The 20,815-nt window shown below is 69.9% G+C and carries 20 protein-coding genes; 18 read left to right on the forward strand and 2 right to left on the reverse strand.

Translation table 11 applies throughout. The features are described 5' to 3' along the window. The first annotated feature begins 153 nt into the window (after window positions 1-153). The gene (locus OG251_RS36570; protein ID WP_326681579.1) at window positions 154-684 is read left to right on the forward strand and encodes an ATP-binding protein; all 531 of its coding nucleotides are present in this window, start codon (window positions 154-156) and stop codon (window positions 682-684) included. 245 nt (window positions 685-929) lie between these two features. Next, window positions 930-2,777, forward strand: a complete 1,848-nt coding sequence (locus OG251_RS36575) for a glycoside hydrolase family 15 protein (protein WP_326682743.1) — start codon at window positions 930-932, stop codon at window positions 2,775-2,777. Between the two features lie 551 nt (window positions 2,778-3,328). Here the strand turns inward: OG251_RS36575 and OG251_RS36580 are convergent. Beyond that, window positions 3,329-3,817, reverse strand: a complete 489-nt coding sequence (locus OG251_RS36580) for an SAM-dependent methyltransferase (RefSeq protein WP_326681580.1) — start codon at window positions 3,815-3,817, stop codon at window positions 3,329-3,331. Between the two features lie 72 nt (window positions 3,818-3,889). Then, complete coding sequence (locus OG251_RS36585) at window positions 3,890-5,275, reverse strand: Tat pathway signal protein (RefSeq protein ID WP_326681581.1); 1,386 nt, start codon at window positions 5,273-5,275, stop codon at window positions 3,890-3,892. 235 nt (window positions 5,276-5,510) lie between these two features. On the opposite strand from OG251_RS36585, the gene OG251_RS36590 reads away from it, so the two are divergent. The 16 genes from OG251_RS36590 to OG251_RS36665 all read left to right on the forward strand — a co-directional run bounded on the left by OG251_RS36590 (window position 5,511) and on the right by OG251_RS36665 (window position 20,695). Next, complete coding sequence (locus OG251_RS36590; RefSeq protein ID WP_326681582.1) at window positions 5,511-6,833, forward strand: ATP-binding protein; 1,323 nt, start codon at window positions 5,511-5,513, stop codon at window positions 6,831-6,833. Then, window positions 6,830-7,231: a roadblock/LC7 domain-containing protein gene (locus tag OG251_RS36595; protein ID WP_326681583.1), complete on the forward strand. Its 402-nt coding sequence runs from the start codon at window positions 6,830-6,832 to the stop codon at window positions 7,229-7,231. The genes OG251_RS36590 and OG251_RS36595 overlap by 4 nt, the downstream gene beginning before the upstream one ends. Next, window positions 7,228-7,584 (forward strand): DUF742 domain-containing protein, encoded by a 357-nt coding sequence (locus tag OG251_RS36600; RefSeq protein ID WP_326681584.1) that lies wholly within the window; start codon window positions 7,228-7,230, stop codon window positions 7,582-7,584. Before OG251_RS36595 ends, OG251_RS36600 begins: the two co-directional genes overlap by 4 nt. Further along, on the forward strand, window positions 7,562-8,152 hold the full coding sequence (locus tag OG251_RS36605) for a GTP-binding protein (protein WP_326681585.1): 591 nt from the start codon (window positions 7,562-7,564) through the stop codon (window positions 8,150-8,152). The genes OG251_RS36600 and OG251_RS36605 overlap by 23 nt, the downstream gene beginning before the upstream one ends. Next, window positions 8,152-9,420 (forward strand): cytochrome P450, encoded by a 1,269-nt coding sequence (locus OG251_RS36610; protein WP_326681586.1) that lies wholly within the window; start codon window positions 8,152-8,154, stop codon window positions 9,418-9,420. Before OG251_RS36605 ends, OG251_RS36610 begins: the two co-directional genes overlap by 1 nt. Window positions 9,421-9,425: 5 nt before the next feature. Further along, window positions 9,426-10,712: a cytochrome P450 family protein gene (locus tag OG251_RS36615; protein ID WP_326681587.1), complete on the forward strand. Its 1,287-nt coding sequence runs from the start codon at window positions 9,426-9,428 to the stop codon at window positions 10,710-10,712. Beyond that, on the forward strand, window positions 10,709-11,605 hold the full coding sequence (locus tag OG251_RS36620) for an SAM-dependent methyltransferase (RefSeq protein WP_326681588.1): 897 nt from the start codon (window positions 10,709-10,711) through the stop codon (window positions 11,603-11,605). The genes OG251_RS36615 and OG251_RS36620 overlap by 4 nt, the downstream gene beginning before the upstream one ends. 264 nt (window positions 11,606-11,869) lie before the next feature. Then, on the forward strand, window positions 11,870-12,151 hold the full coding sequence (locus OG251_RS36625) for a DUF5999 family protein (RefSeq protein WP_326681589.1): 282 nt from the start codon (window positions 11,870-11,872) through the stop codon (window positions 12,149-12,151). 47 nt (window positions 12,152-12,198) lie between these two features. Then, window positions 12,199-12,714, forward strand: coding sequence for a hypothetical protein (locus tag OG251_RS36630; RefSeq protein WP_326681590.1), 516 nt, complete (start codon window positions 12,199-12,201; stop codon window positions 12,712-12,714). Beyond that, window positions 12,707-14,548, forward strand: coding sequence for a Scr1 family TA system antitoxin-like transcriptional regulator (locus OG251_RS36635; RefSeq protein WP_326681591.1), 1,842 nt, complete (start codon window positions 12,707-12,709; stop codon window positions 14,546-14,548). Before OG251_RS36630 ends, OG251_RS36635 begins: the two co-directional genes overlap by 8 nt. A gap of 279 nt (window positions 14,549-14,827) precedes the next feature. Further along, window positions 14,828-15,604, forward strand: coding sequence for a hypothetical protein (locus OG251_RS36640; protein ID WP_326681592.1), 777 nt, complete (start codon window positions 14,828-14,830; stop codon window positions 15,602-15,604). Further along, window positions 15,601-17,070, forward strand: coding sequence for a hypothetical protein (locus OG251_RS36645; RefSeq protein ID WP_326681593.1), 1,470 nt, complete (start codon window positions 15,601-15,603; stop codon window positions 17,068-17,070). Before OG251_RS36640 ends, OG251_RS36645 begins: the two co-directional genes overlap by 4 nt. Before the next feature lie 123 nt (window positions 17,071-17,193). Beyond that, entirely contained in the window at window positions 17,194-17,994 is an 801-nt protein-coding gene (locus OG251_RS36650; RefSeq protein ID WP_326682744.1) for a helix-turn-helix domain-containing protein, read from the forward strand. Between the two features lie 112 nt (window positions 17,995-18,106). Then, on the forward strand, window positions 18,107-19,033 hold the full coding sequence (locus OG251_RS36655) for a hypothetical protein (protein WP_326681594.1): 927 nt from the start codon (window positions 18,107-18,109) through the stop codon (window positions 19,031-19,033). A gap of 308 nt (window positions 19,034-19,341) precedes the next feature. Beyond that, a complete protein-coding gene (locus tag OG251_RS36660) occupies window positions 19,342-20,217 on the forward strand; it encodes a zinc-dependent metalloprotease (protein WP_326681595.1) in 876 nt (291 codons plus the stop codon). A 181-nt stretch (window positions 20,218-20,398) separates the two neighbouring features. Further along, a complete protein-coding gene (locus tag OG251_RS36665) occupies window positions 20,399-20,695 on the forward strand; it encodes a hypothetical protein (protein ID WP_326681596.1) in 297 nt (98 codons plus the stop codon). Window positions 20,696-20,815 lie beyond the last annotated feature (120 nt).

Consider the following 20,815-nt stretch of genomic DNA (forward strand, 5'->3'; position numbering starts at 1 on the left):
TCATTTGGAACTCTTCCCAGCGAGAAGGCAGTAAAAAGTCAGTCTCCAGTCATCGTGACACCCGAAAGGTCAGGGAGAAGTCAGTTCCACGACATAGCCTCCACTCCCCCCGTCGCCCACGCTAAGTGCTCAGTTCGTGACGAGGAGGGTTCCATGGGTAAGGCAACGACGCCGAGCAGCGCTCTCCCGGCCGGAGTTGTCTCGGTCGGCAGAGCGCTCAGCCTGCGGAGTCCAGACGCCATAGGGCCTGGAAAGCCCACTAGCCCACAGGGCTGGACCACGGCTCGCACGAACGCGATGGGCCGGATCGAGTTCGCTGCCAGCATGCCCTGCACGCGCTCCTCGGTACGTTGCGCTCGAACCCTCGTCCTGGAGGCATTGAACGAGTGGGCCGTCAACGACGACCTCGTTCACTCCGGAGAGACTGTGGTCTCAGAGCTGATGACGAACGTGGTTGAGCACACAGCGACCGCGCACTGCGAAGTCACCGTCGAACTCGACGAACACGAGTCCATCCGGATCACGGTGTCCGACAGTTCTCGCGACGCCCCCTACGTTCGGGCCCCGGCGGACGAAGAGGAGCGCGGCCGGGGCCTCCGGTTGATCGCCGCCATGAGCCAGCGCTGGGGGTATGACTTTCACCCGTGGGGCAAGGTCACCTGGGCTGTCCTCTCCGCCGCTTGATCAGCCGACGCATCCGCTCTGGCGGCCTGAACAACTCGACCTGCCGGCCGTCCCGCATTCGAAGGCGACTCGCCTCCTTCGCGAACGGCCGTCGCCCGAACCTGCACTGCCCGAACTACCGGGCGAGCGCACGACCGAGATCGGACCTCATGGACAGCCGCAACTTCTCCGTGCAGAGCGTCCTCCCTCAGGGGGCAGCCACAGGAGTGTTCCTCCCCTCGCCTCGGCTAGCCGAATCGACCTTGTTGCGGCAGCACGGCCCTGCCCGGTCTGCACCGCGTATCGAGGACTACGGGCTGATCGGCAACTTGCGTACGGCCGCACTGGTCGACCGGTGGGGCAGCGTCGACTGGATGTGCGTGCCCCGGTTCGACTCCCCCGCGGTCTTCGCCAACCTTCTGGGCTCCGAGGAGCACGGGATGTGGGCCTTCGGACCGGTGGGCCTCGGCGGCGCTACCCCGGAAGCGAACCACCAGCGCTACCTCGACGGGACGCTTGTCCTCGAATCCACGTGGCTCACCCCGGCCGGCACCGTACAGATCCTCGACTTCATGCCCGTCGGAGAAGAGGCCGCACAGCTGGTCCGCATCGCGAGGGGCATCAGCGGGTGTGTACCGATGCGCTCTCTCTTCCGTGCGCGGCCCGGCTACGGGCGCCGTGTGCCGCCGATCGTGGCCGAAGACGGCCGGGCTCGTGTGGACCTCGGGGACGGACAGCTGTGGCTGGACGCCCCAGTGCCTGTCCGCGCGGAGAGCGGCGACCTGACCGCAGAGTGCAAGCTTTCGGAGGGCGAGACGGTGACCTTCTCCCTCTCGTGGCAACCCGGTACAGACGTGCCTCCGGTGCCGGATACGTCCCGCTTGCTGGGGGGTACGCAGGCATTCTGGCGGAACTGGGTCTCGCAGGGTACGTATGCCGGGCCCGATCGTGATGCTGTTGAACGGTCGCTGATCACGCTCAAGGCCTTGCAGTACCAGCCGACCGGTGCGTTCGTGGCCGCGCCCACGACGTCGCTTCCTGAAGAGATCGGCGGCGTGCGCAACTGGGACTATCGGTTCGCGTGGCTGCGGGACTCCGCGCTGATGGCCGAAGCGCTCCTCGCCTGCGGATACATCGAGGAAGCCCGGGCGTTGATCGGCTGGTTCCAGCGGGTCCTCGACGATCGGCCGGAGCACCTTCAGATCATGTACGGGGTCGGCGGTGAGCGCGAGCTGCCCGAGATGGAGCTCGACTGGCTGCCCGGCTTCGCCGGCTCCGCTCCCGTCCGGATCGGGAACGCGGCGGCCGGACAGCTGCAGATCGACGTGTACGGCGAAGTGGTCGACGTCCTGTTCAAGGCTCAGCTGCACGACCCGGGGCTGGCACCTGCCGCCACGTCGCTCGTTACCGGCCTGGTCGCCAGTCTGGAGACGCTCTTCGAGCAGCCGGACATGGGGATCTGGGAAATCCGTGGCCCTCGCCGGCACTTCGTCCACTCCAAGATCATGGCCTGGCTCGCCTTCGACCGCGCCGTCCAGCTGGTCTCGGCCGGACACGGTGACGGCCCCGTGGAACGGTGGCGGCGGACCCGTGACGAACTGCACCGCGAGGTCTGCGAGCGCGGGTACGACCCGGTGCGCAACACCTTCACCCAGTTCTACGGCTCCACCGAGCTCGACGCCGCGCTGCTGCACATCGTCACCAGCGGATTCCTCCCGCCGAGCGACCCCAGGATCACCGGCACCGTCGAGGCCATCCAGCGAGAGCTGTCCACCCAGGGCGGCTTCCTGTTGCGCTACCCCACCGAGGGCACCGACCTCGGCGTGGACGGCCTTCCCGGGGACGAGGGCTCCTTCTTGATCTGCATGGGGTGGCTGATCACTGCCCTGTCCGCGATCGGCCGCCACGAGGAGGCGGGGATCTTCAAGGACCAGCTCCTGCAGGTCCGCAACGATCTGGGGCTGCTCGCCGAAGAGTGGGACGCCGACGCGGGCCGGCAGTTGGGGAACTTCCCGCAGGGTTTCTCCCACATTGCCATGATTCAGGCAATTTTGGCGGCCGGCCCCGCGACGTCCACCGCGGTCACCAGGCAGAACGAGGTGATCGCGACGTGAGCGCCGGGCCCACCACCGTCGCCGGTCTCTTCCCGACGGCGTCGACCGCCAGTGCTCCGTTCCCTGTAGCGATCGGCTTGTTCTTCAACGTCCTCACGATGCCCGCCGACCTTGCCCGGGTCGTCTTCTCCCGCAGTAGCCGGTTACGCGGCCAGTACCTGGGAGCTGTCATCGCCGGCGATGGGGAGTGCACTCTGATCCTGCCGCCCGGCTCACGAGCCGGGATGGACTGGGGCCCGCTGGTAGAGGTGCGTGACCGCGGAGACTTGATGGTGCCTTCCGAAGCCGCCACCGCCGATCAGCAACTGCACTGGGCACGCCTCGGAAACCGGCACGGACGCGCATTCACCGCCCCGCTGTGGATCTGCCCCCTGGTGGGCGCGCAGATCGCCAGCGACAGCCGGAAGGCTGAGGAACCGACACGCCACGATGGCGGAGAGGCGAAGGCAAGGCCGCTCAAGGCATTGTGGTCGTCGTCCGTGCTGGGGCAACGCGATCCGGTGCTCGCCTTCGGCCCGGGGCAGCGCGTGGCCCCTGCGAGCCTTGGGGCTCTATCGGCTGTCCGCGTCCCGCCAGTAGTTCGCGAGCATCTCGCTGGGCCAGGCGGGCTCCTGGACCGGTCCGCGCGGGCCCATATCCGTGAACCAGGGGGCGATGTCGATGACGGGGGTGCCGTGGACGGCGTCGAGGTCGGTGACCAGCAGGGCGCGGCCGTCGACACTGAGCAGGCGCGGGTAGCTGATCGCGAGCTGGTTGGGTCGCCGATGGTTGCGGTGGACAAACGTCCCGGTCGCCGGCCACCGGTCATCGCCACGCGGACTGCGGGCGTGCAACTGCACGGCTTCGGGGCCGGACCTGCTGAAATGCCAGGTGACGGTCAGGTGGGAGAACTCCTCGATCCCCTGCAGCGTCTCGAGCGGGAAGTCCTCGCGGACCCGGATGATGGACTCGACGCCGCCCTGGTAGTCGTCCTGAACCTCGGTATGACCGCCGACGACGGTAGCGATCGGGGTGATCTGGATCGGTTGCTGAGCAGTCAACGCTGTGTTCTCCCTGCATCGATGCTCCCCAGCCCAGGGAGCTCCGGGCGGGGTGCTGATTCGTGGACGCGGTCAGCCTATGGTGCGCAACATCTCGCGGGCACGCTGGTGGAGTTCGGCGACCTGCCGCTCGCCACGGCCGCGGACCGGGGAAAGATCCTGCTGCATCTGGACAATGACGTTCCTGGTGCGGCCAGAGCTGATTCCGTCCATCGCGTCCAGGGCCTCGTTGTAGGTGCCGCACCCTTCGTCGAGTCCTCCTCGACGGATCTGGACGGAGCCGAGGTAGCCGAGGGTGACGCTGTGGGTTCGGGCGTAGATCTGTCGGCGGCGCGTGGCGACGCTCTTCTTGAAGTGGACTTCCGCGTCGCGGAGGTTGCCGAGGTCGCGCAGGGCGCACGCGGTCTCGTGGGACAGCGATGCATGGGCGAAGAAGGAGACGCGATCGGGGGCGTCGCCGGTGTCGCGGGCGAGGTCCCGTTCCGCGCGACTGATCGCGGCGAGGGTTTCTCGGCGGTCGCCGGTGGCGGCCAGTGCCCTGGCGTGGACGATGCCCAACAGGGCCTTCTCTCGCCAGCTGGCCTGCCCGTACCGGTCGGCGGCCATGGAGGCACTGGCGAGGTCGAGCGCCTGGCCGGGGTGGTTGAGATCGACGGCCTGGTGGGCCATGGCGCGCAGGATGTGTCCGGCAAGCGGGCCGTCAGCGGCTTCGGCGGCGAGCTTGGCAGCGAGAGTGAAGTAGCGCTGGGCGCGGCGGTGTTCGTTGGCGTCGAAGGCCATCCAGCCGGCGAGGTAGGTCATCTCGGCGGTGGCGGAGTACAGCTCGCGTCGCAGGTGTTCGCTCGGGATGCGGCTGGAGAGCAGCGGGGCGGCTTCCATGCTGAGGTGGGCGGCGAGCGCGGAGCGTCCGGCGGTTCCTCCCCGGCGCTGGTCGCGGGCGGAGAAGAAGACGGTGGTCTGGCGGATGTCGTCGACATCGGCCGGAGTGACAGCTCGGTGGGAGTGGACGCGCCGGGTCGCGGCCGCGGCTGGTGCATCCTTCCACCAGGAGGGGGCGGGGACTGCGAGGCTGGCCACGGAGTAGGCGGTGTCCGCCAGGATCTGTCGTCGGTGCAGCATGTCGAGGTCGTCCGTTCCCAGCTCGGTCAGCGCGGTCAGGGTGTCGGCGTCCCAGTCCATCCCGTCGGTGGCCCGGTCCTGTACTGCGGGAAGGCCGATGTCGGTTGGGGTGACAAGGCGGCCGAGCTTCCGCGTCAGCGTCTCGCAGAGGATATGCGGTGCCCGCCCGCTGGGCTGGGTTCCCATGATCCACATGGCGATGTGAGACCGGCTGACGACGGTCAGCTCCCGGGCACCGACCTCGTCGGCGACCCGGCAGAAGGCCGCCGCGGCTTTCGGCTGCGTCCAGCCGGCCTCGGCAATTCGCGCCGCCAGCGCCTCGTTGCGCACACGAGCCATAGCGATCCCCGACCTCGAAATGATCTTTGACGCCTTTGACGGGGTTCACCCCCCGCACAGGCTATCCACCAAGGGTAGTTGGGGGTTTTCTCTACGTAGCCCTGCTTCGCACTGGCCTCCCAGGTAGACATCGTCCCCCTGTTCGCGGTGCCCGTTTCCCTCTATCCGAAGGAGGTGGGCTGCCCGAACTGCTCAACGCCGTACCCGACTTCGCCCGTACTCCCGTGAGGAACTGATGATTCTGATACAGCAACTACTGGGTGGGGTGCTGCTTGTGGCTCTGGCCGTCGCCATCGCGGTAGCGGTGCGGATGCGTCGCTCGGCGATCCGGTCTGCCAAGGCAGCGGCCGAGGCCCGGGACGAGCTCGACCTGGCGGGGCGTGCGATCGCAGCGCGCGATGCGGAGGCGCGCCACTTGGCGGAGGACCGCCTACCGGGACTTCTGCTGGCCTGGCAGAGCGGTAGCCGGGCTCCGGAGGACGGCGGGCAGCTCCTGCAGCCGGGGGCGGCGGCTACAGCTACCGGGATCGCCTTCCAGTCCGTGGTCGATCAGGTCCGGACGATGCTGGAGGAGGCGGAGGCGCGGGCGGAGGGTGCGGCGAGGAGCGCTGTGCAGGCCACCACCCGGTCGCTGCAGATTCTTGGATACGAGTTCCAGGTCAAGGTCTCCGACCTGATCAGCAACGTGGATGACCAGGAGCTTCTTGCCCGGCTGATGCCGGTCGATCACCTGGCGAGTCAGCTCTTGCGCCGCTTGCAGGTGGTCGGGGTGCTGACGGGGATGTGGCCCGGGCGGCAGCACGGTGAGGCTCCGCTGCTGGATGTGGCGCGTGCGGGTGTCGGCCGGATCCGGGACTACCAGCGTGTCCAGGTTCCCACCTCGCTGCCGTACTACCTGGACGGCACCGTGGTGGAGCCGCTGGCGCTGCTGCTGAGCGAACTGATGGACAACGCCGCCCGCCACAGCGCGCCGTCCACGCCTGTTCAGGTCTCAGTCCGCGAGGTCCACAACGGGCTGGCCGTCGAGATCCATGACGCGGGGCCCGGCATGACGCCCGAGACAGAGCTGCGCGCCGAGCGCCTGCTGAACAGCGGGGAGAAGGTGCGGCTGACCGACCTCGGAAACCCCGCAACGTTCGGTCTCGCCGGGGTGGCCACGCTGTGCAACCGCTACGGATTCCACGTCATGCTGGATCAGCAGCACTCCTATGGCGGCGGGTGCCGGGCCGTGGTCCTGGTCCCCCGGAATCTACTCGTGGACATCCCCGCCTCCCCCGGCACTCTGCTGGAACCCATACCAGCAGCCTCAAAGTTCACGACGGCACCGCCTGCCGTGGGCTCACCGCCTCCGCCTGCTGAGAGCGGCAGTGTCGACCGGGCGCCGGACGGGCTGCCTCAGCGTCGCCGCACTGCGCGCACACCGAGGGAGCAACCGACTCCCCCTGCATCTCCGGCCCCCCGGCCCCCCGGGCAGTCCGCCGGCAACGCTCTGGCGGCCTTCGCCCGCGGAACCAGCAACCACAACCACCCTGATGACCGTGAGGAGCACACCAAGTGAACCCCCTCCCCGACATGAACTGGCTCTTGGACAACCTCGTCTCCTACCCCCACGCCGTTAACGCCGTGGTCCTGTCCGCCGACGGACTGTCCCGGCACCGCTCGAAGGGGGTGGATGACGCGCTGGCAGACAGGGTCGCGGCCCTTTCCTCCGGCCTGGCCTCGCTCGCGAAGAGCGGCGCTCGCTTCGTCACCTCCAGCCCCACCCCCTACGAGCTGACCATGATCCGCTACGGAGACGGCTACCTCTTCATCATCGCCGCAGGCCAGGGCTCCTTCCTGGTGGCCTCGGCCACGATCGAGGTCGATGTCTCCGTGTTCACCGACCGGATGACCCACGTCGTCGGGCAGATGCACACCGAACTCGGGGTCAGCGCAAGGCAGGCCGGACAGGGATGAGCGGCGTCGGGCGTGAGGGGGGCGACCACCTGGTTCGCGCTTATGTGATCACCGGTGGCAGAGCTAGGCCCTCCCGTAACCACTTCGATCTCATCACGCTGGTCGTCCTCGCCGCCCGGCTCAACCGCTCCGGCATCAATCCCGAGGCCTGTCGGATTCTCGACCTGCTCGCGCGGGAGGCCCAGTCGGTCGCGGAACTCAGTGCCGCTCTTGATCTTCCGGTGAGTGTGCTGCGTGTCCTGCTCGCCGACCTGATGGAGGCCGGGCACATCACCACCAACGGCAGGATCCTCGACTCCCGTGCCGACCGCTCACTCCTGGAGGCCGTCCGTGCCGGACTGCAAAAGCTCTGAGCCGCCGTCCCTGCGGGGCGACGAGACCACCGTGAAGATTCTCGTCGTCGGCCACTTCGGTGCCGGCAAGACCACACTCGTGCACGGGCTGTCCGAGATCAAGCCGCTCAGCACCGAGGAGGTCATGACGAGCGCCGGGATCGGAATCGACCACGACGAGACACCCGGCAAGACCACCACCACGGTCGCCATGGACTTCGGGCGCCTCCACCTCAGCGACGAGCTCGTCCTGTATCTGTTCGGCGCACCCGGCCAGATGCGCTTCCACGAGATCTTCGAGGACCTCGCCGTTGGTGCACTCGGCGCCCTTGTCCTGACCGGCACAAGCAGGCTGGAAGACACCTTCCCCGTCCTTGAACAGATCGAGTACTTGGGCCTGCCCTACCTGGTGGCGGTGAACACCTTCGACGGCGAGCCCCAATATCCCGAGGAGCGGCTGCGCGAGGCGATGGACCTCGCCCCGGGGACACGGGTCGTGCGCTGCGACGCCCGCGACCGGACCAGCACCCGTGACGCCCTGATCGACCTGGTCACCTACCTGCTCTCCCTCGAACCGGAGCCCGCCTGATGCAACAGCCCCAGCCAACCGCGTCCGCCGGGCAGTGCCCCGTGCGCCCGCCCGTCCCGCCTCCGGCCGGACCGCTGCAGATCTATGGGCCCGCCTTCGATCAGGACCCCCACGCCACCTACCAGCAGCTGCGCCAGCAGGGCCCCATCGCCCCCGTCGAGATCTCCCCCGGCGTGTACGGGTATCTGGTGGTCAGCTACTGGAGCGCCCTGTACGTCCTGCGCAACACCCCGCACCTGTTCGCCAAGGACTCGCGGCTGCACTGGACCGCCCTTCGCGACGGCCAGGTACCGGCCGACAGTCCCGCCCGGATGATGATGCAGCCGAGGGACAATGCCCTGTGGAAGGACGGTGAAGAGCACCAGCAGCTGCGCGGCGCGATCACCGGCGCCCTGGCCCGGGTCGACACCTATGACCTGGCCGCGGCCATCACGCGGATCGCCGACCAGCTAATAGACGCGTTCGCCGGCGACGGTCACGCAGACCTGGTCACCCGGTTCGCCGATCCGCTGGCGATGATGACCGTCACCGAACTGTTCGACGCCCCGCCCGAGATCGGCTCCCGGATCGTCAAACACGTCACCACCCTGTTCGCCGCCGGTCCAGACGCGGCCCAGGCCAACACGCTGCTGGAGGCCGCCTGCCTGGAACTCGTCCACGCCAAGCGGACCCGGCCCGGCCGCGACGTCGTCACCTACCTCATCCAGGCCGGTCTCACGGACCCAGAGCTCGTGCAGACCCTGCTGCTCCTCTTCGGTGCGGCGGCCCCGCCCGCCGCCAAGGCCATCGGCCGCACCACTCAGCGCTACCTCACCGACGCCCACCTGGCCCAGCACGTCCACACCGGGGTCCGGCCCGTGGCCGCGGCCTTGGAAGCAGTGCTGTGGGACGACCCGCCGGTCTCCAACTACAGCCCCCTGTTCGCGCGTTCCCCAATGCCGATCCACGGTGCCTTCGTCCAGCCCAGCTACCCGATCCTGATCAGCTTCGCCGCCGCGAACTCCGACCCCGGCCTCGGGCTCGCCCCAGCAGCACGCGCCGGCAACCGCGGCCACATCGCCTTCAGCGCCGGCGTCCATGGCTGTCCTGCGCAGGGCATGGGGCGGCTCATCGTCGAAACCGCCGTCGAACGGCTCCTGGACCGCCTGTCCGGTCTCGCCCTCGCCATCCCCGACAGCGACGTGCCCAACCTCCCGGGCACGTTCCTCGCCGGGCCCGCATCTCTGCCCGTGAGCTTCCGCCCCGCCGCACCCGCCCTCGGAAGGTGAACCCCATGACCACGCCTACCGGCCAGGCCCGCTGCCCCTACCGCATCGACGCGACCGGCTCCGACATCCACGGCGAGGCCGACGCCCTGCGCGCACGCGGTCCGGCGACCCGGGTCGTTCTGCCCGGACTTCCCGACACCATCCCTACCTGGGTGGTCACCGACCCCGGGCTCATACGCCGCCTCCTCGCGCACAAGAGCATCTCCAAGGACGCCTCCCAGCACTGGCCCGCCCTGCGCGACGGCCTGGTCCCGGCCGACTGGTCCGAGCGGGTCTGGGTCGACGTCACCAACGCCCTCGGCGCCTACGGGCCCGAGCACCGCCGGCTGCGCCGTCCGATCGCCGACGCGTTCCAGACCCGCCGCGTGCGCGCCCTGATCCCCCGGATCGAGGCCATCACCCACGACCTGCTCGACGCCCTCCAAGCCGGCCACAGCCCCGACGAAGTCACCGACCTGCGCCAGCACTTCACCGCGAAGCTGCCCCTGGCCGTCGTCAACATCATCCTGGGGGTCCCCGAGGGCCAGCACGACGCCTTCCGGAAGGCGGTGGGTAGCCTGTTCACCACCACGGAGAGCGGCGAGGAAGCCCAAGCGACGGTCAAGCGGGTCTACGAGCTCATCAGCCAGCTGATCGAGCACAAGAAGCAGACGCCCGGCGACGACATCACCTCCGCCCTGATCGACGCACACCAGCGCGACGAGCTCACCGCCGGGGAGCTGGCGGACTCCTTGATGCTGCTCATCGGCGCCGGGCACGAGACCACCGTCGGCCTGCTCACCCACGGCACGGTGAACCTCACCACCCACCGCGACCAACTCGACCTCGCCATCCACGGCCAGATCCCCTGGCCCGACGTGGTCGAGGAAACGCTGCGCCACCAGGCCCCCATCGCAACGATCCTGCCCCGCTTCGCCGTCGACGACGTCACCGACGACGTCACGGGCCACACCTTCCCCGCGGGCGACCTCATCGTCATCCACTACGCCGCCGCAGGCCGCGACCCCGCCGTGCACGGACCGAACGCGGGCGCGTTCGACATCACCCGCCCCGACCACCGGCACCTGGCCTTCGGCCACGGCGTCCACGTGTGCCCCGGTGCCGAACTCGCCCGCCTCGAAGGACGCATCGCCTTCGCCGCCCTCTTCGACCGCTTCCCCAACCTCGAACTCGCTGTCGACCCCGCCCGACTGAAGCCCTTGCCCAGCTACATCTCCAACAGCCTGCAGACCCTCCCCGTTCGCCTGGGGCACCCGCAGGGCGCACGCCGACCGGCCGAGGGGCACCGATGACCGGCCAGAACTGCCTCGTATCGCTGCCCGCAGAGCCTGTTTCTGCAGCCGCCGCGTCGGTCACCCGGGCGATGAGCTGGCTCATGGGCGAGCGCACCCAGTCCCTCCCGTCGGATCGTGCACTGGCGCAGCAGCTGGAGAAGACCGTCCCTTGGCTCGAGGAGTCTCTGGAAATCAACAGGGCATTCCTCTACCACTGCGCGGAATTCCTCACCCGACAGGTCGACATCGACCAGTTCGTCACCCTGAGCGCGGGCCCCTACCGGCCGTGGCCCGGCCGCCGCACTGACCTCCAGCCCCCGTGCGGTGCCGTGCCGGGTTCCGTCGTCGTCCACGTGCACACCCCTACCGGAACGGGTGAAGCAGGCCCGTCCTGCAACCACCCACACACCTACGCGGGCCTCGATCAGATGCTCTCGCTGCTCAGTACACCTGCCCTGGAGGCACTGGACCACCGCCGACCGGTCGGCGTTCTGATCGACGACCCGGGCGCCTGGACGGACAGCGATCATCTGGTGCTCGGGCTGGACAGGCTGCGTGACTGGCTGCCGCCGGGCAGCGCGATCGCGCTGACCCACGCCACCACCGACCTGGCGCCCGCCAAGGTCCGGCCCCAGGAGGACCACGCAGTGCGCCTCCGCGCCGAGGCGACCGGCCGCCCGTACCAGCCTCGCACCCGTGCGGAAATCGAGAGCATGCTCGCTCCGTGGCCGCTGGCTGGCGAGGGAGTCGTCGCGACCGGCGGCTTCTTCCCCGACCACGCCCACGCCCAACTGCCCGAGCACCATTCCAGTGCCTACGCAGCTGTGGCCCTGCATCCCCTCCAGGCGGACCGGCAGGCTGGCCCCGGCACCGCGGCCGTACCCGCGAGCAACGCTTGCGGGGTTCCGTGACCCGGAAGAACACGGCGCGCCTGATGGTGTTCGTCCTGGCCATCGCCACGATCACCATGGCCGCGAGCTTCCCACCCCTGCACTGACAGAAATACCCGCCCACGCGCAGTCACCCATCCCCCGCCGAAAGGAGCGACCGTGCCGATCCCCGGGACCACCAGCAACTCCGAGACTCAGGCCGAGGGTGTCCTGGACCAACCGTCCCCGAGCCGGCGGGAGAACCGGCCGTCGCGGCTTCGGAAGCGGACCGACAGGACCACAGACATGGATCACTCCACACCCACGCCGACCGACGACCTCACCATCTGCGAACCGGGCCCCTGCAAGCACTCCCCCAGATGCCCTGACGCCGAGGCCCCCGACCGGTACGCCGCGAAGATGGTGACCGTCAACCACGTGCAAGGCTGGGGCGTCCTGTGCAACGGGATCATCGCCTTCGAGGACACCAACCGGCTCAACGGAGCGGGCGTGCCCGCCCCCGCTACGCGGCCCGGGACTCCGGCAACGAAGCAGACCGGAACCGCGCGGACGGAGGCCGTGTTGTGACGGCCGGCATGGGGGCGACCCTCGCCGTCAGCGACACGGTGGGGCATATGGCCAGTCAACGCGAAGCCCGGGCTCGATGGCAGCGCGACCAGCTGCAGACCCGCTTGCGGGCGACCATCTCGAACTACCCGTACGGTGCCGCCCTCCCTGCGACCCCTGACCTGGCGGAGCAGCTCGGAGAGCTGCCCGAGCACGTGCGGGTGGCGCTGATGGCCTTGGAGACCGCTGGCGAGATCGCGCGATGCGGAGGCAGAAGGGCGTACCGCTACCGGCTGCGGCCGGAGGAGACGCATCCGCAGGACGCCGATTTCGACCGTGCCGTGCGGGCCGGGATTGCCACCGGCCGCTACGCCCCCGGATCTCCGTTGCCGACCGGGCTGCTCCGCGGCCGCCATGGGGTGGCGTCCCTCCATGTGGCTCGCGCCTGCCGACTGCTGATCGCCGACCGACTCGTGACCTTCCGCAGGGGCCACGCCGGGCCGGGCTACTACGTCGTGAAGTCCCCCAACATCGCCTCACAGGCAGCTGCCACCCGGAAAGAAGAAGGCAAGAACCGTGTCTGAGCAGGAACCGCCTACCGACGCGGCAGCTACCGACGAAGAGCCGCCCGGCACCCGGAACACCGCGATGCCGTGGCCGCCACGCGTCTATGACTTTCTGACCGGCGGAAGCGAACACTTCACAGCCGACAAGGTGTTCGGGCGGCAGATCGCGGAGCAGGTGCCCTGGGTGCAGCGTTCGATGTGGATCAACAAGGTGCATCGGACGAAGGCGGCTCTGGTCCTGGCTGAGGAGCTGGGCATCACCCAGGTCATCGATCTCGGCTGCGGGTACCCCTCCTGCTGGGGCACCATGGGCGGGTCCGGGGTGCAGGAGGGTTGCGAGCACATTCCGCCGCACACCTTCGACGTCGTGGAGGCGGTCCACAAGGCTCATGCCCGAGTGGTGTACGCCGATAACGATGGCTACGTGTACGGCCACGCGAAGACACAACTCGACGAGTTCCGGGGCACGAGTGCGGTGAAGGCGGACGCCCGGGACATCCCCGCGCTGCTCACCGACCACGGAGTCATCGAGCACCTCGACCTCGACCGGCCGGTCGGCGTCATCCTGCACGATGTCCTGCCCTGGCTCACCGGCGACGAGGCGGCCCTCACCCTGCGCAGCCTCCACGAGCTGCTCCCCCTGGGCAGCGCGGTCTCCATCACTCACGCCACGGGCGACGACGACCCCACGACCATGTCCACCCTCGCCGGCGCATACGCCGAGAAGGGCCTGGACTACCGGCCGCGGTCCAGGGCCGCCATCGAAGAGCTCCTCGGCCCGTGGGAGCTGCTTCCTCCCGGGCTTCGGCCCACGGGCCGATGGCGCGAGGGCGAGCCCCCGCACATTCCGAGGCACCTGCGAACCACCTGGAACCTGCCGGCCGACGCATCACATGCGTACGCGGCCGTGACCGCGCCCAAGACGACCCGGCCCGAGCCGACGACCGTCACCGGCCTCCTGGCCCGGGAGCCCGCACGCGCACCGGGGCTGCTCCTGGTCGGTGCCACGCTGAAAGCGCTGCGCGAGCACCAGGGCGTCGCCCTGCCGGCGGCCGCCGGGCGTATGTCCGTGCCGCCGCTGGCTCTCGGTCTGTGGGAGTCGGGAAGCCACCGGCTGGACGGGCGGATCAGGCGGGTTCTCGAGGCGGTGAGCCTGGACGACTACCCTGCCCAGCGTCTTCTCGAACGGCTGCTGCCCTCCGCGGAGGGAATGTGGTCCTCCGGACTGCCGTGGGAGCGGGAGGAGTTCAGCGACCCCTACCCCGGGAACACGGACCGGGCGAACGCCGCGCTGCGGGCATCGACCGGCGTGCGCACGTTCGCGCTCGACCGGATCCCCGAAGCCTTCCAAACCGCCGAATACGCCAGCCTGTTCCCCCGCGGGCACCTCATCGGCCCCGTCACCGGATCTCTCCCCCCGATCGCCGCCCCCCAGGCACAGGACACCGATTCGCGCACCTGGGAGCTCGTCCTGGACGAGTGTCTCCTCGAACGCCACTACGGCCGCCCCGAGGTCATGGCCGGGCAACTGGATCACCTGCTCTTCCTGGACACCCTCCCCCACGTCACTGTTCGGGTGCTCCGCCTCGACACCCCCTTCGCGATGCCGGTCGCCAGCATCACCGAGCACACTCTCACCGGCGGGACGTTGTGGCGGCTGAACGGGTTCGCCTACCGCGGTCTCTCACGGGGCGATGCGTGCCGCCTGATGCTCGACCGGGCACTCGACCATTCCGAATCCGAGACGATGAGCCGAACCCTGCTCGAACAGGCCCGCGGTAAGGCCCTCAGCACCGTGGAGTCCACCATCGGCGCGCCGTCTGCTCCCACCGAGGAGGCGAGCGATGCGTAGCACGTCCGGAAACCCGGTCCGTCCGCCCCGTATCCCGCCGCTCACCCCAGGGAACACACCCGCCACGCCCTCCCGGGCTCCGCGCACGATGAGCGCACCGCCACCACAGCGTGAGGAAAGGGATAGGCCGCATCCCCTAGGCGAGCGCCGCCCGCAGAGCCCTGGAGAGAGTTCCGCCGGTCCGGTCTGCCCCGGATCCACGCACCTCCACGCCCCAACCCGCACGATATGTAATGAATTGGGATAGTCATGTACCGCTTCGCTGCTCAGGCAAGCCCGGTGACGCACGCGCCACCGTCCAGCGTGCCGCCTCGCTGCGATGCTCCCGGCCCGCTGGACACGGCCCACACCCCCTTCATCGCCCTCACCGAGGGCGAAGGACGCCTGGACACCAGCGGCCTGGTGACCGGACCCGACGGATGGATCGACTACAAGGAACCGGGGCCCTACGACCGGTACCCCGACACGGAGTTCCTCCTCGCCCGCACGGCCGGCACAGCGCCGTCCGGACGACCCGTCGCAACAGTGCTCTGCCCCTACCGGCAGGCGCACTGCATCCTCAACCGCCTGTGCCAAGGCTGCGGCGCCCCCGCAGCGCGCAGCGAGCACGGCATCCTGTACGTCCTGCCTGCCCGTCGGCGCGACGGGAGTGCGGCGGCTTTCAGCGGTCCCAGTGACATGCCGCCTTCCTGCGCCCGCTGCGCGTTCCACTTCTGCCCGGTTCTGGCGGATCAGGGGCGGAACCTGCAGTGGGTGAAGCAGAGTGAGCTGATCGCGGTGTACGGAACGGTCTTCCCGCCGCCCGGCGCGGGCGGCCTGCGTATGCTGCCGGAGCAGCAGGTGCTCCTGGAGGACGAGCAGACGCTGTCCGCCACGGTCGTGACCCGCCTCGTGTGTGATCTTCGGCAGATCACCCAGGCCGATCCCGGGCATCTCCTGACCCTCGCCCGCCAACCGTTGCCCAACGCGCGGCCTGCCCCTGCGGAACCCCGCACCCAAGACGATGCCGCGATCTCCGGCAGCGGGCCGTCCACTGTGCGCGGGAGGACGTCATGAGCACCGAACTCCCCTTCACACCGCGGGAGACGGAAGTCGCCATCCTGCTCGCCGAGGGACTGAGCACGCAGGAGATCGATCACAGGCTCGGGATCAAGTCGTCGGCACGTCTTCTCCGCAACGCGAAGCACAAGGCGGGCGTCACCACACCACGCTCGCTGGTCTACGTCAGCCTGGCCCGCCAGTGGATACCCCGGCCGCCGGTCCGTGAGGCACCGGCGCAGCTGAGCGAACTGGAGGAACTCTTGTGGGCCGGTCTGCGCATCGACGTGCCCGACGCGCAGCTTCCCAGGGCGCTCTCCCAGCTGGCACGGACATCGAAGGGCCGGGTCAGCAGCATCCTGGAGAACCTCAAGGAGCGTCACCAGCTGAACTACTGCGGGCTCATCACCCGCGCCTTCGCGGTCGGCCTGCTGTCCGGTCGTGAAGGCACACACCTTTCACGGTCGGCGGGCAGCGTTTCCGCTGCGGCGTCGACATCGGTGGCAGAGCCTCGGCAGGTGACTGGGGCGCAGAACGGCCCGTCGCGCAGCAGCAGGTGGAATCTGACCGAGCGCCAGCAGTTCGTGCTCGACGTGCTGCCCAGCAGCCGGAGCATCGAGAAGGCCGCCGAGCAGCTCGGCATCAGGTCGAAGAGCGTCCGCAGGCATCTCCAGACCATCTCCCGGTCCGTCGGCGTCACCTCACTGCGCGCGCTCACCCACCAGGCCCTTGCGAACGGTCTTCTCGACCCTCCGGAACTGCGCCCGGGCCCCGAGGCGACGGCGGAGGTCGCGGCCGTGTGGCGCAGTGTCGTCCTGGATGTTCCCGACGCCGAACTGCCGGCCGAGATCGCGGCGGTCAGTGGGCTGCCGGGCGAGCGGGTGCGCTCGGTGCTGCAGCAGATGCGGGCCGGAGGTGAAGCGGACTGGCAGCTGGTGGTCCGTGGTTGGGCCAGCGGCGTCATCACCGCGCAGGACGTCATCACGCGCCCCGGGCGGCGCTCTGGACGCCGCCCTTCCAGCATGCGGTCCACCTCGTCGTCGGCCCCGGCCGGGCCCGCCCCGCTCGCACTCATCCCTCCCGGCATGACCTGGCGGGACCCCTTCCCCCCGTCACCCGGCCCGCACCCTCTCCACGGGACCGTCAGCGGAGGGGACTTCGCCTTCCTCATCGTGCAACCGGAGGTCTGCCGCGCCTTCCTGCACCGTGTCGGAGCCGAGCAGTGGGGGCCCGTGCTCGCCCGGCCCGAAACCGGCACCGCACTGCTGATCGCCCACGCCGACAGCATCCCCACCCGGTGGCGGACCCCCCGGGGCCGCCGGGCCGCCGCCCACACCCGCATACACCTGCCCGGCGAGCACACCCCCGGCCGCGACGGCAGCCACTGGGCCGTGCCGCCCGCCGCACCTCTGTGGACCACCCCGCGGCTCCACTGGCTCCTCGACGAAACCCACCCGTCCGCCCCGGAAGGCCACCATGCGTAACCGTCCCGGCCCGGCCGGCCGCTCCCGGCCCCACACCCGCTGCGGAACGGCCGCCGCCACCCCGACCCCGGCTCCCCACGCACCGGCCCGCCCTTCCCTCCGCAGGAACGCCGAGTGCTGCTCATGACAGACAGCAAGCCGCACCACACCGCAGCAGTCCTGGGCGCGATCCTGAGCGACGCGCGCCGGCGACGGTTCATGCTCCTCGCGGAACCGGCCGCCCTCCTCGGCGTGAGCCCGGACACCGTGGCCGCCATCGAGCACGGCACCCACCGGATCAGCCCCGCCGCTCTCGCGGCCCTGGCCGTGCTCTACCGGTGCGGACAGGACGCATGGGCCCTGCAATGTCTCCTGGTGCCCGGCACCCCGGACGACCCGGCGGTCCAGGACAAAGAGCCGGGCCACGCAGCACGTCTCGCAGCCTGTACGCGCCAGGCCGGCCGCGTGCGGTGGCTGTCGACCACACTGCTCCCGCCCCCCGTGCAGACCCCCCGCTACGCGCGGAACGTCGCCGAGCCCTCCACCCTGCTCCCCGGTGCCCCGCTGGACCCGCCCGCCGACACCGTCTACATCCTCGACTCACGCGTGATCGAACGCGGCAGCGGGACACCCGCCGTCATGGCCGAGCAGCTCCACCATCTGCTGAGCCTGGTGGACCACGGCACCTCGATCCGGATCGTGCCGGCCGCCCACCCCATCCCGCAGCCTCCCGGCCACCACGTGGAGATGACCCTGCCCGGCGGGCCCGTCCTGGCCCGCCCGGGACCCGACTGGGTGGACTACCAGCCGCCCGGCACCTGGTCGGACCGGACCGACGGCGTCCTCGGCACCACCGATCCGACGTCCTCCCGAGCCCTGCTCGAACAGGCAGCCCGGAAGCACACCTGGGCCGCCCGGTCGGTGCACGAACCCGGGACACGGTGATGTCGCGCCCCACCCGCACCCAAGTCCTCGCCCATGTCGTGACCGTGCTGCTCGTCCTCGGCTCGGTCATCACCGCCGCGACTGTCCGCCCCCGATGAGAGCCGCTTTCCCCATGACACCCACCGTCCCGCCCACCGCAACGCTGCGCTGCGACCCGGCCGAGGTCCCCCCGGCAACGACCGGCCCCCAGCCCCCCTACCTGGCGGCCGCTGCCGAGATCCGCGCACGGATCGCCGACGGCCTCTACACACCAGGCGCCCGCCTCACCATGGCCCACCTGACCGGCTGCACGGACCATGCCCCCGCCGACCTGCACAAGGCCCTGGACCACCTGGCCCACCTGGCCGACATACACGCTGTCCATGCCGTCAACGGACGGTGGTACGTCCGGGACGACCGCCCGTCCGGCCACACCGCGCGCCGCGCCGCGCACCTGCTCGGCACCGTCATCGGCCAGGGCGCCTACCCGCCCGGCACACGTCTACCCGTGCGACAGGTACTCGCCCGGATCCTCCTCGCCACACCGGCCGACGTGACCCAGGCACTGAACCTGCTCGCCGATCAGAGAGTCCTGCTGCCCGGCCGCGCCCGCCCCCACGTCGCCCAGCCACCGGGCGGCCTTCCCCCCGAGCAGTGGCCGCAGCGCCTGCTGGCGATCACCGGCCAGGACCCGACCCGGCAACAGGAGAGCGCGCCCTTCAGCCGGCCGGACATCCAGGCCACCCTGGACGCCGCGCTCCACCACTGGCAGCACGGCACCTGCCTGCCCGCACGCGACATGACCCTCCAGGAAACCCTGCAGCACGATGTCCTGGCCCGCCTGGCCCGCAACACCTACAGGCGAGCGGCCACACGGCCGCTGGAACACTCCCGCCTCCGCCAGGCCGCCGCCCGGGCCACCGCATGCCGTCAACTGCCCACCGTCGCCGTGCCATTGCACGAACGGCAGTACCGGTTCACGGTCCTGGAGACCGCACTCGCCGACCTCGCCCACGAACTCACCGAACCCACCCGGCCCGGCCGGGACCCTCGCCGGTGACCCCACCGGCATGCTCGGCGCCACCAACAGTGGCGCACCCGGCCGCCCCGCCCTCTGCCCGCCACGAGGAACAGACCATGCCCGGCTTCACCGCTGACCGCAGCCGACGCTCTCAACGTCGCCGTCACAGCGCCGCAGAGCGTTGATGCCGGTTCCCCTTTCGCCGCAGCCGTACCCGTCCGTTCCTGACCGACCCGCCCATCCGTAGCAGCCCCGCCCGCCATTCACCAGCGCTTCCAGCGCGCCTTCACGACCACTCACACCCGCCTGCCCGCCGCAGGCAGGCCAAAGCAGGAGAACTGACCGAGATGACCGAGCTCACCGTCCTCGACAACACCGGAAAGACAGGAGAAGTGCACGACGATCTGGTCGGACGGATCAGCGAGTCCCTGGCCGAAGCAGCACCCATGGTGAGGGATGTGACGAAGCTCGGTCTGCCCCGCGCCACCTACGATCTCCGCGACCGCTCCGGCTGGGTTGCCGAATACGGGAGGCGAGCCAGGGGTGCAGCAGAACGGGATTCGGCGCACTACGAACTGTCCCGATTCCACAAGCAGTTGGCCTCCGGAATGCCGCGTGTCGCCACGAGGATCGCCGACCGGGCATGGACGCTCGCCGATCCCGAGCCGGTGGTCGACAGCCAGTACAAGCCGACCATCCTGATCTCGGTGGACGCCCTGGAGCACCAGGGCGTACTGGAGAATCCCGCGGCCCTGACCGAGCGGCTGATCCGCTCGCTCGCCCACCTTGCGCAGATCACCGCGAGCCGAGGCGTGGTCGTCCCGCCCAGGATCTGGCCGCCCCACGCCTCCCACCCTTCACGGCCGGCGCACCGGCTGATGGACGGGCATGCCCAGTGGGTCGTCGATGCGGTGGCGCCTTCCCTTCTCGGCCAGCCCGACGAGCGGCGACGGCTGAAGCCGTCAGCCCGCCATCGCCGTCAGGCGTTCCTGACTCAGTTGTTCGACTGCGGCCGGACCGAGCGCCGCGCCCGGCAAGGAGCCCGCTTCGTCGCGCAGGCCATTGCCGGGAGTGGCCACGCCGAGTTCAACGCGGTATGGCGCAATGCGGGACTGGTACCGACCGAGCGGGAACTCGCGCGCCCCGACGAGTGGCTGGGCCGCAGGGCCACCCTGGCCGCGGCTCCGGGCGTAGAGCCCGCGGCCGTACACCCGCCTGAGTAGCAGCCGCCCCACAGACGTGCCGCGCCTTGCCCGCCCTGACGCGGCTCTGCGCACGGCGAGACCCCAGGACGTGCCCCGCTACTGGGCAGCCCCCAGAACGACACCCCAGCTACATCCCCGTACGCCCGGCTTGCTCCCCTCCGGGACCCGCCCCGCAACCCTGACCCGAAGGACCGGCTCCATGGCTCCCGCACCAACCGACAGCACCACCCTTTCCCGCACCGCGGAGATCCTGCAGAAGGTTCACCAGCAGCTGGCGAGCCGCAGACCCGGCGACGCGGTCCCCGCAGGACTCATCGCGCACCGCCTCCGAATCAGCCACACCGCTGTCCTGGAGGCACTGGCCGAACTCGCTGACCGCAACGTCGTCGAGCACCTGCCCAAGGGGCCCCACGGCCCCGCCTACTACATGCCCCGCACTGCGATCGCACCGGCTCGTCACCGTGCCGAACACGGACGGAGCACGCATGTCCGATAGTGCCGTTGTGCGGCCGCGCCAGCAGACATATTCCGCTGCCGCATCAGAGGTACTCGCTCCTTCTTGGTGGTGCGGAGACCGGCATCAATCAGACCTCGCCAGAGATAACGGTGACCTCAG

Source organism: Streptomyces sp. NBC_01237, from assembly GCF_035917275.1.
Taxonomy (GTDB): Bacteria; Actinomycetota; Actinomycetes; order Streptomycetales; family Streptomycetaceae; genus Streptomyces.

Coding starts and splice junctions, on each gene's coding strand:
- OG251_RS36585 (WP_326681581.1), bottom strand. CDS start 5,275: ATGGCTCGTGTGCGCAACGAGGCGCTGGCGGCGCGAATTGCCGAGGCC.
- OG251_RS36650 (WP_326682744.1), top strand. CDS start 17,194: ATGACAGACAGCAAGCCGCACCACACCGCAGCAGTCCTGGGCGCGATC.
- OG251_RS36655 (WP_326681594.1), top strand. CDS start 18,107: ATGACACCCACCGTCCCGCCCACCGCAACGCTGCGCTGCGACCCGGCC.
- OG251_RS36600 (WP_326681584.1), top strand. CDS start 7,228: ATGAGCGGCGTCGGGCGTGAGGGGGGCGACCACCTGGTTCGCGCTTAT.
- OG251_RS36615 (WP_326681587.1), top strand. CDS start 9,426: ATGACCACGCCTACCGGCCAGGCCCGCTGCCCCTACCGCATCGACGCG.
- OG251_RS36610 (WP_326681586.1), top strand. CDS start 8,152: ATGCAACAGCCCCAGCCAACCGCGTCCGCCGGGCAGTGCCCCGTGCGC.
- OG251_RS36625 (WP_326681589.1), top strand. CDS start 11,870: ATGGATCACTCCACACCCACGCCGACCGACGACCTCACCATCTGCGAA.
- OG251_RS36665 (WP_326681596.1), top strand. CDS start 20,399: ATGGCTCCCGCACCAACCGACAGCACCACCCTTTCCCGCACCGCGGAG.
- OG251_RS36620 (WP_326681588.1), top strand. CDS start 10,709: ATGACCGGCCAGAACTGCCTCGTATCGCTGCCCGCAGAGCCTGTTTCT.
- OG251_RS36570 (WP_326681579.1), top strand. CDS start 154: ATGGGTAAGGCAACGACGCCGAGCAGCGCTCTCCCGGCCGGAGTTGTC.
- OG251_RS36630 (WP_326681590.1), top strand. CDS start 12,199: ATGGCCAGTCAACGCGAAGCCCGGGCTCGATGGCAGCGCGACCAGCTG.
- OG251_RS36590 (WP_326681582.1), top strand. CDS start 5,511: ATGATTCTGATACAGCAACTACTGGGTGGGGTGCTGCTTGTGGCTCTG.
- OG251_RS36645 (WP_326681593.1), top strand. CDS start 15,601: ATGAGCACCGAACTCCCCTTCACACCGCGGGAGACGGAAGTCGCCATC.
- OG251_RS36660 (WP_326681595.1), top strand. CDS start 19,342: ATGACCGAGCTCACCGTCCTCGACAACACCGGAAAGACAGGAGAAGTG.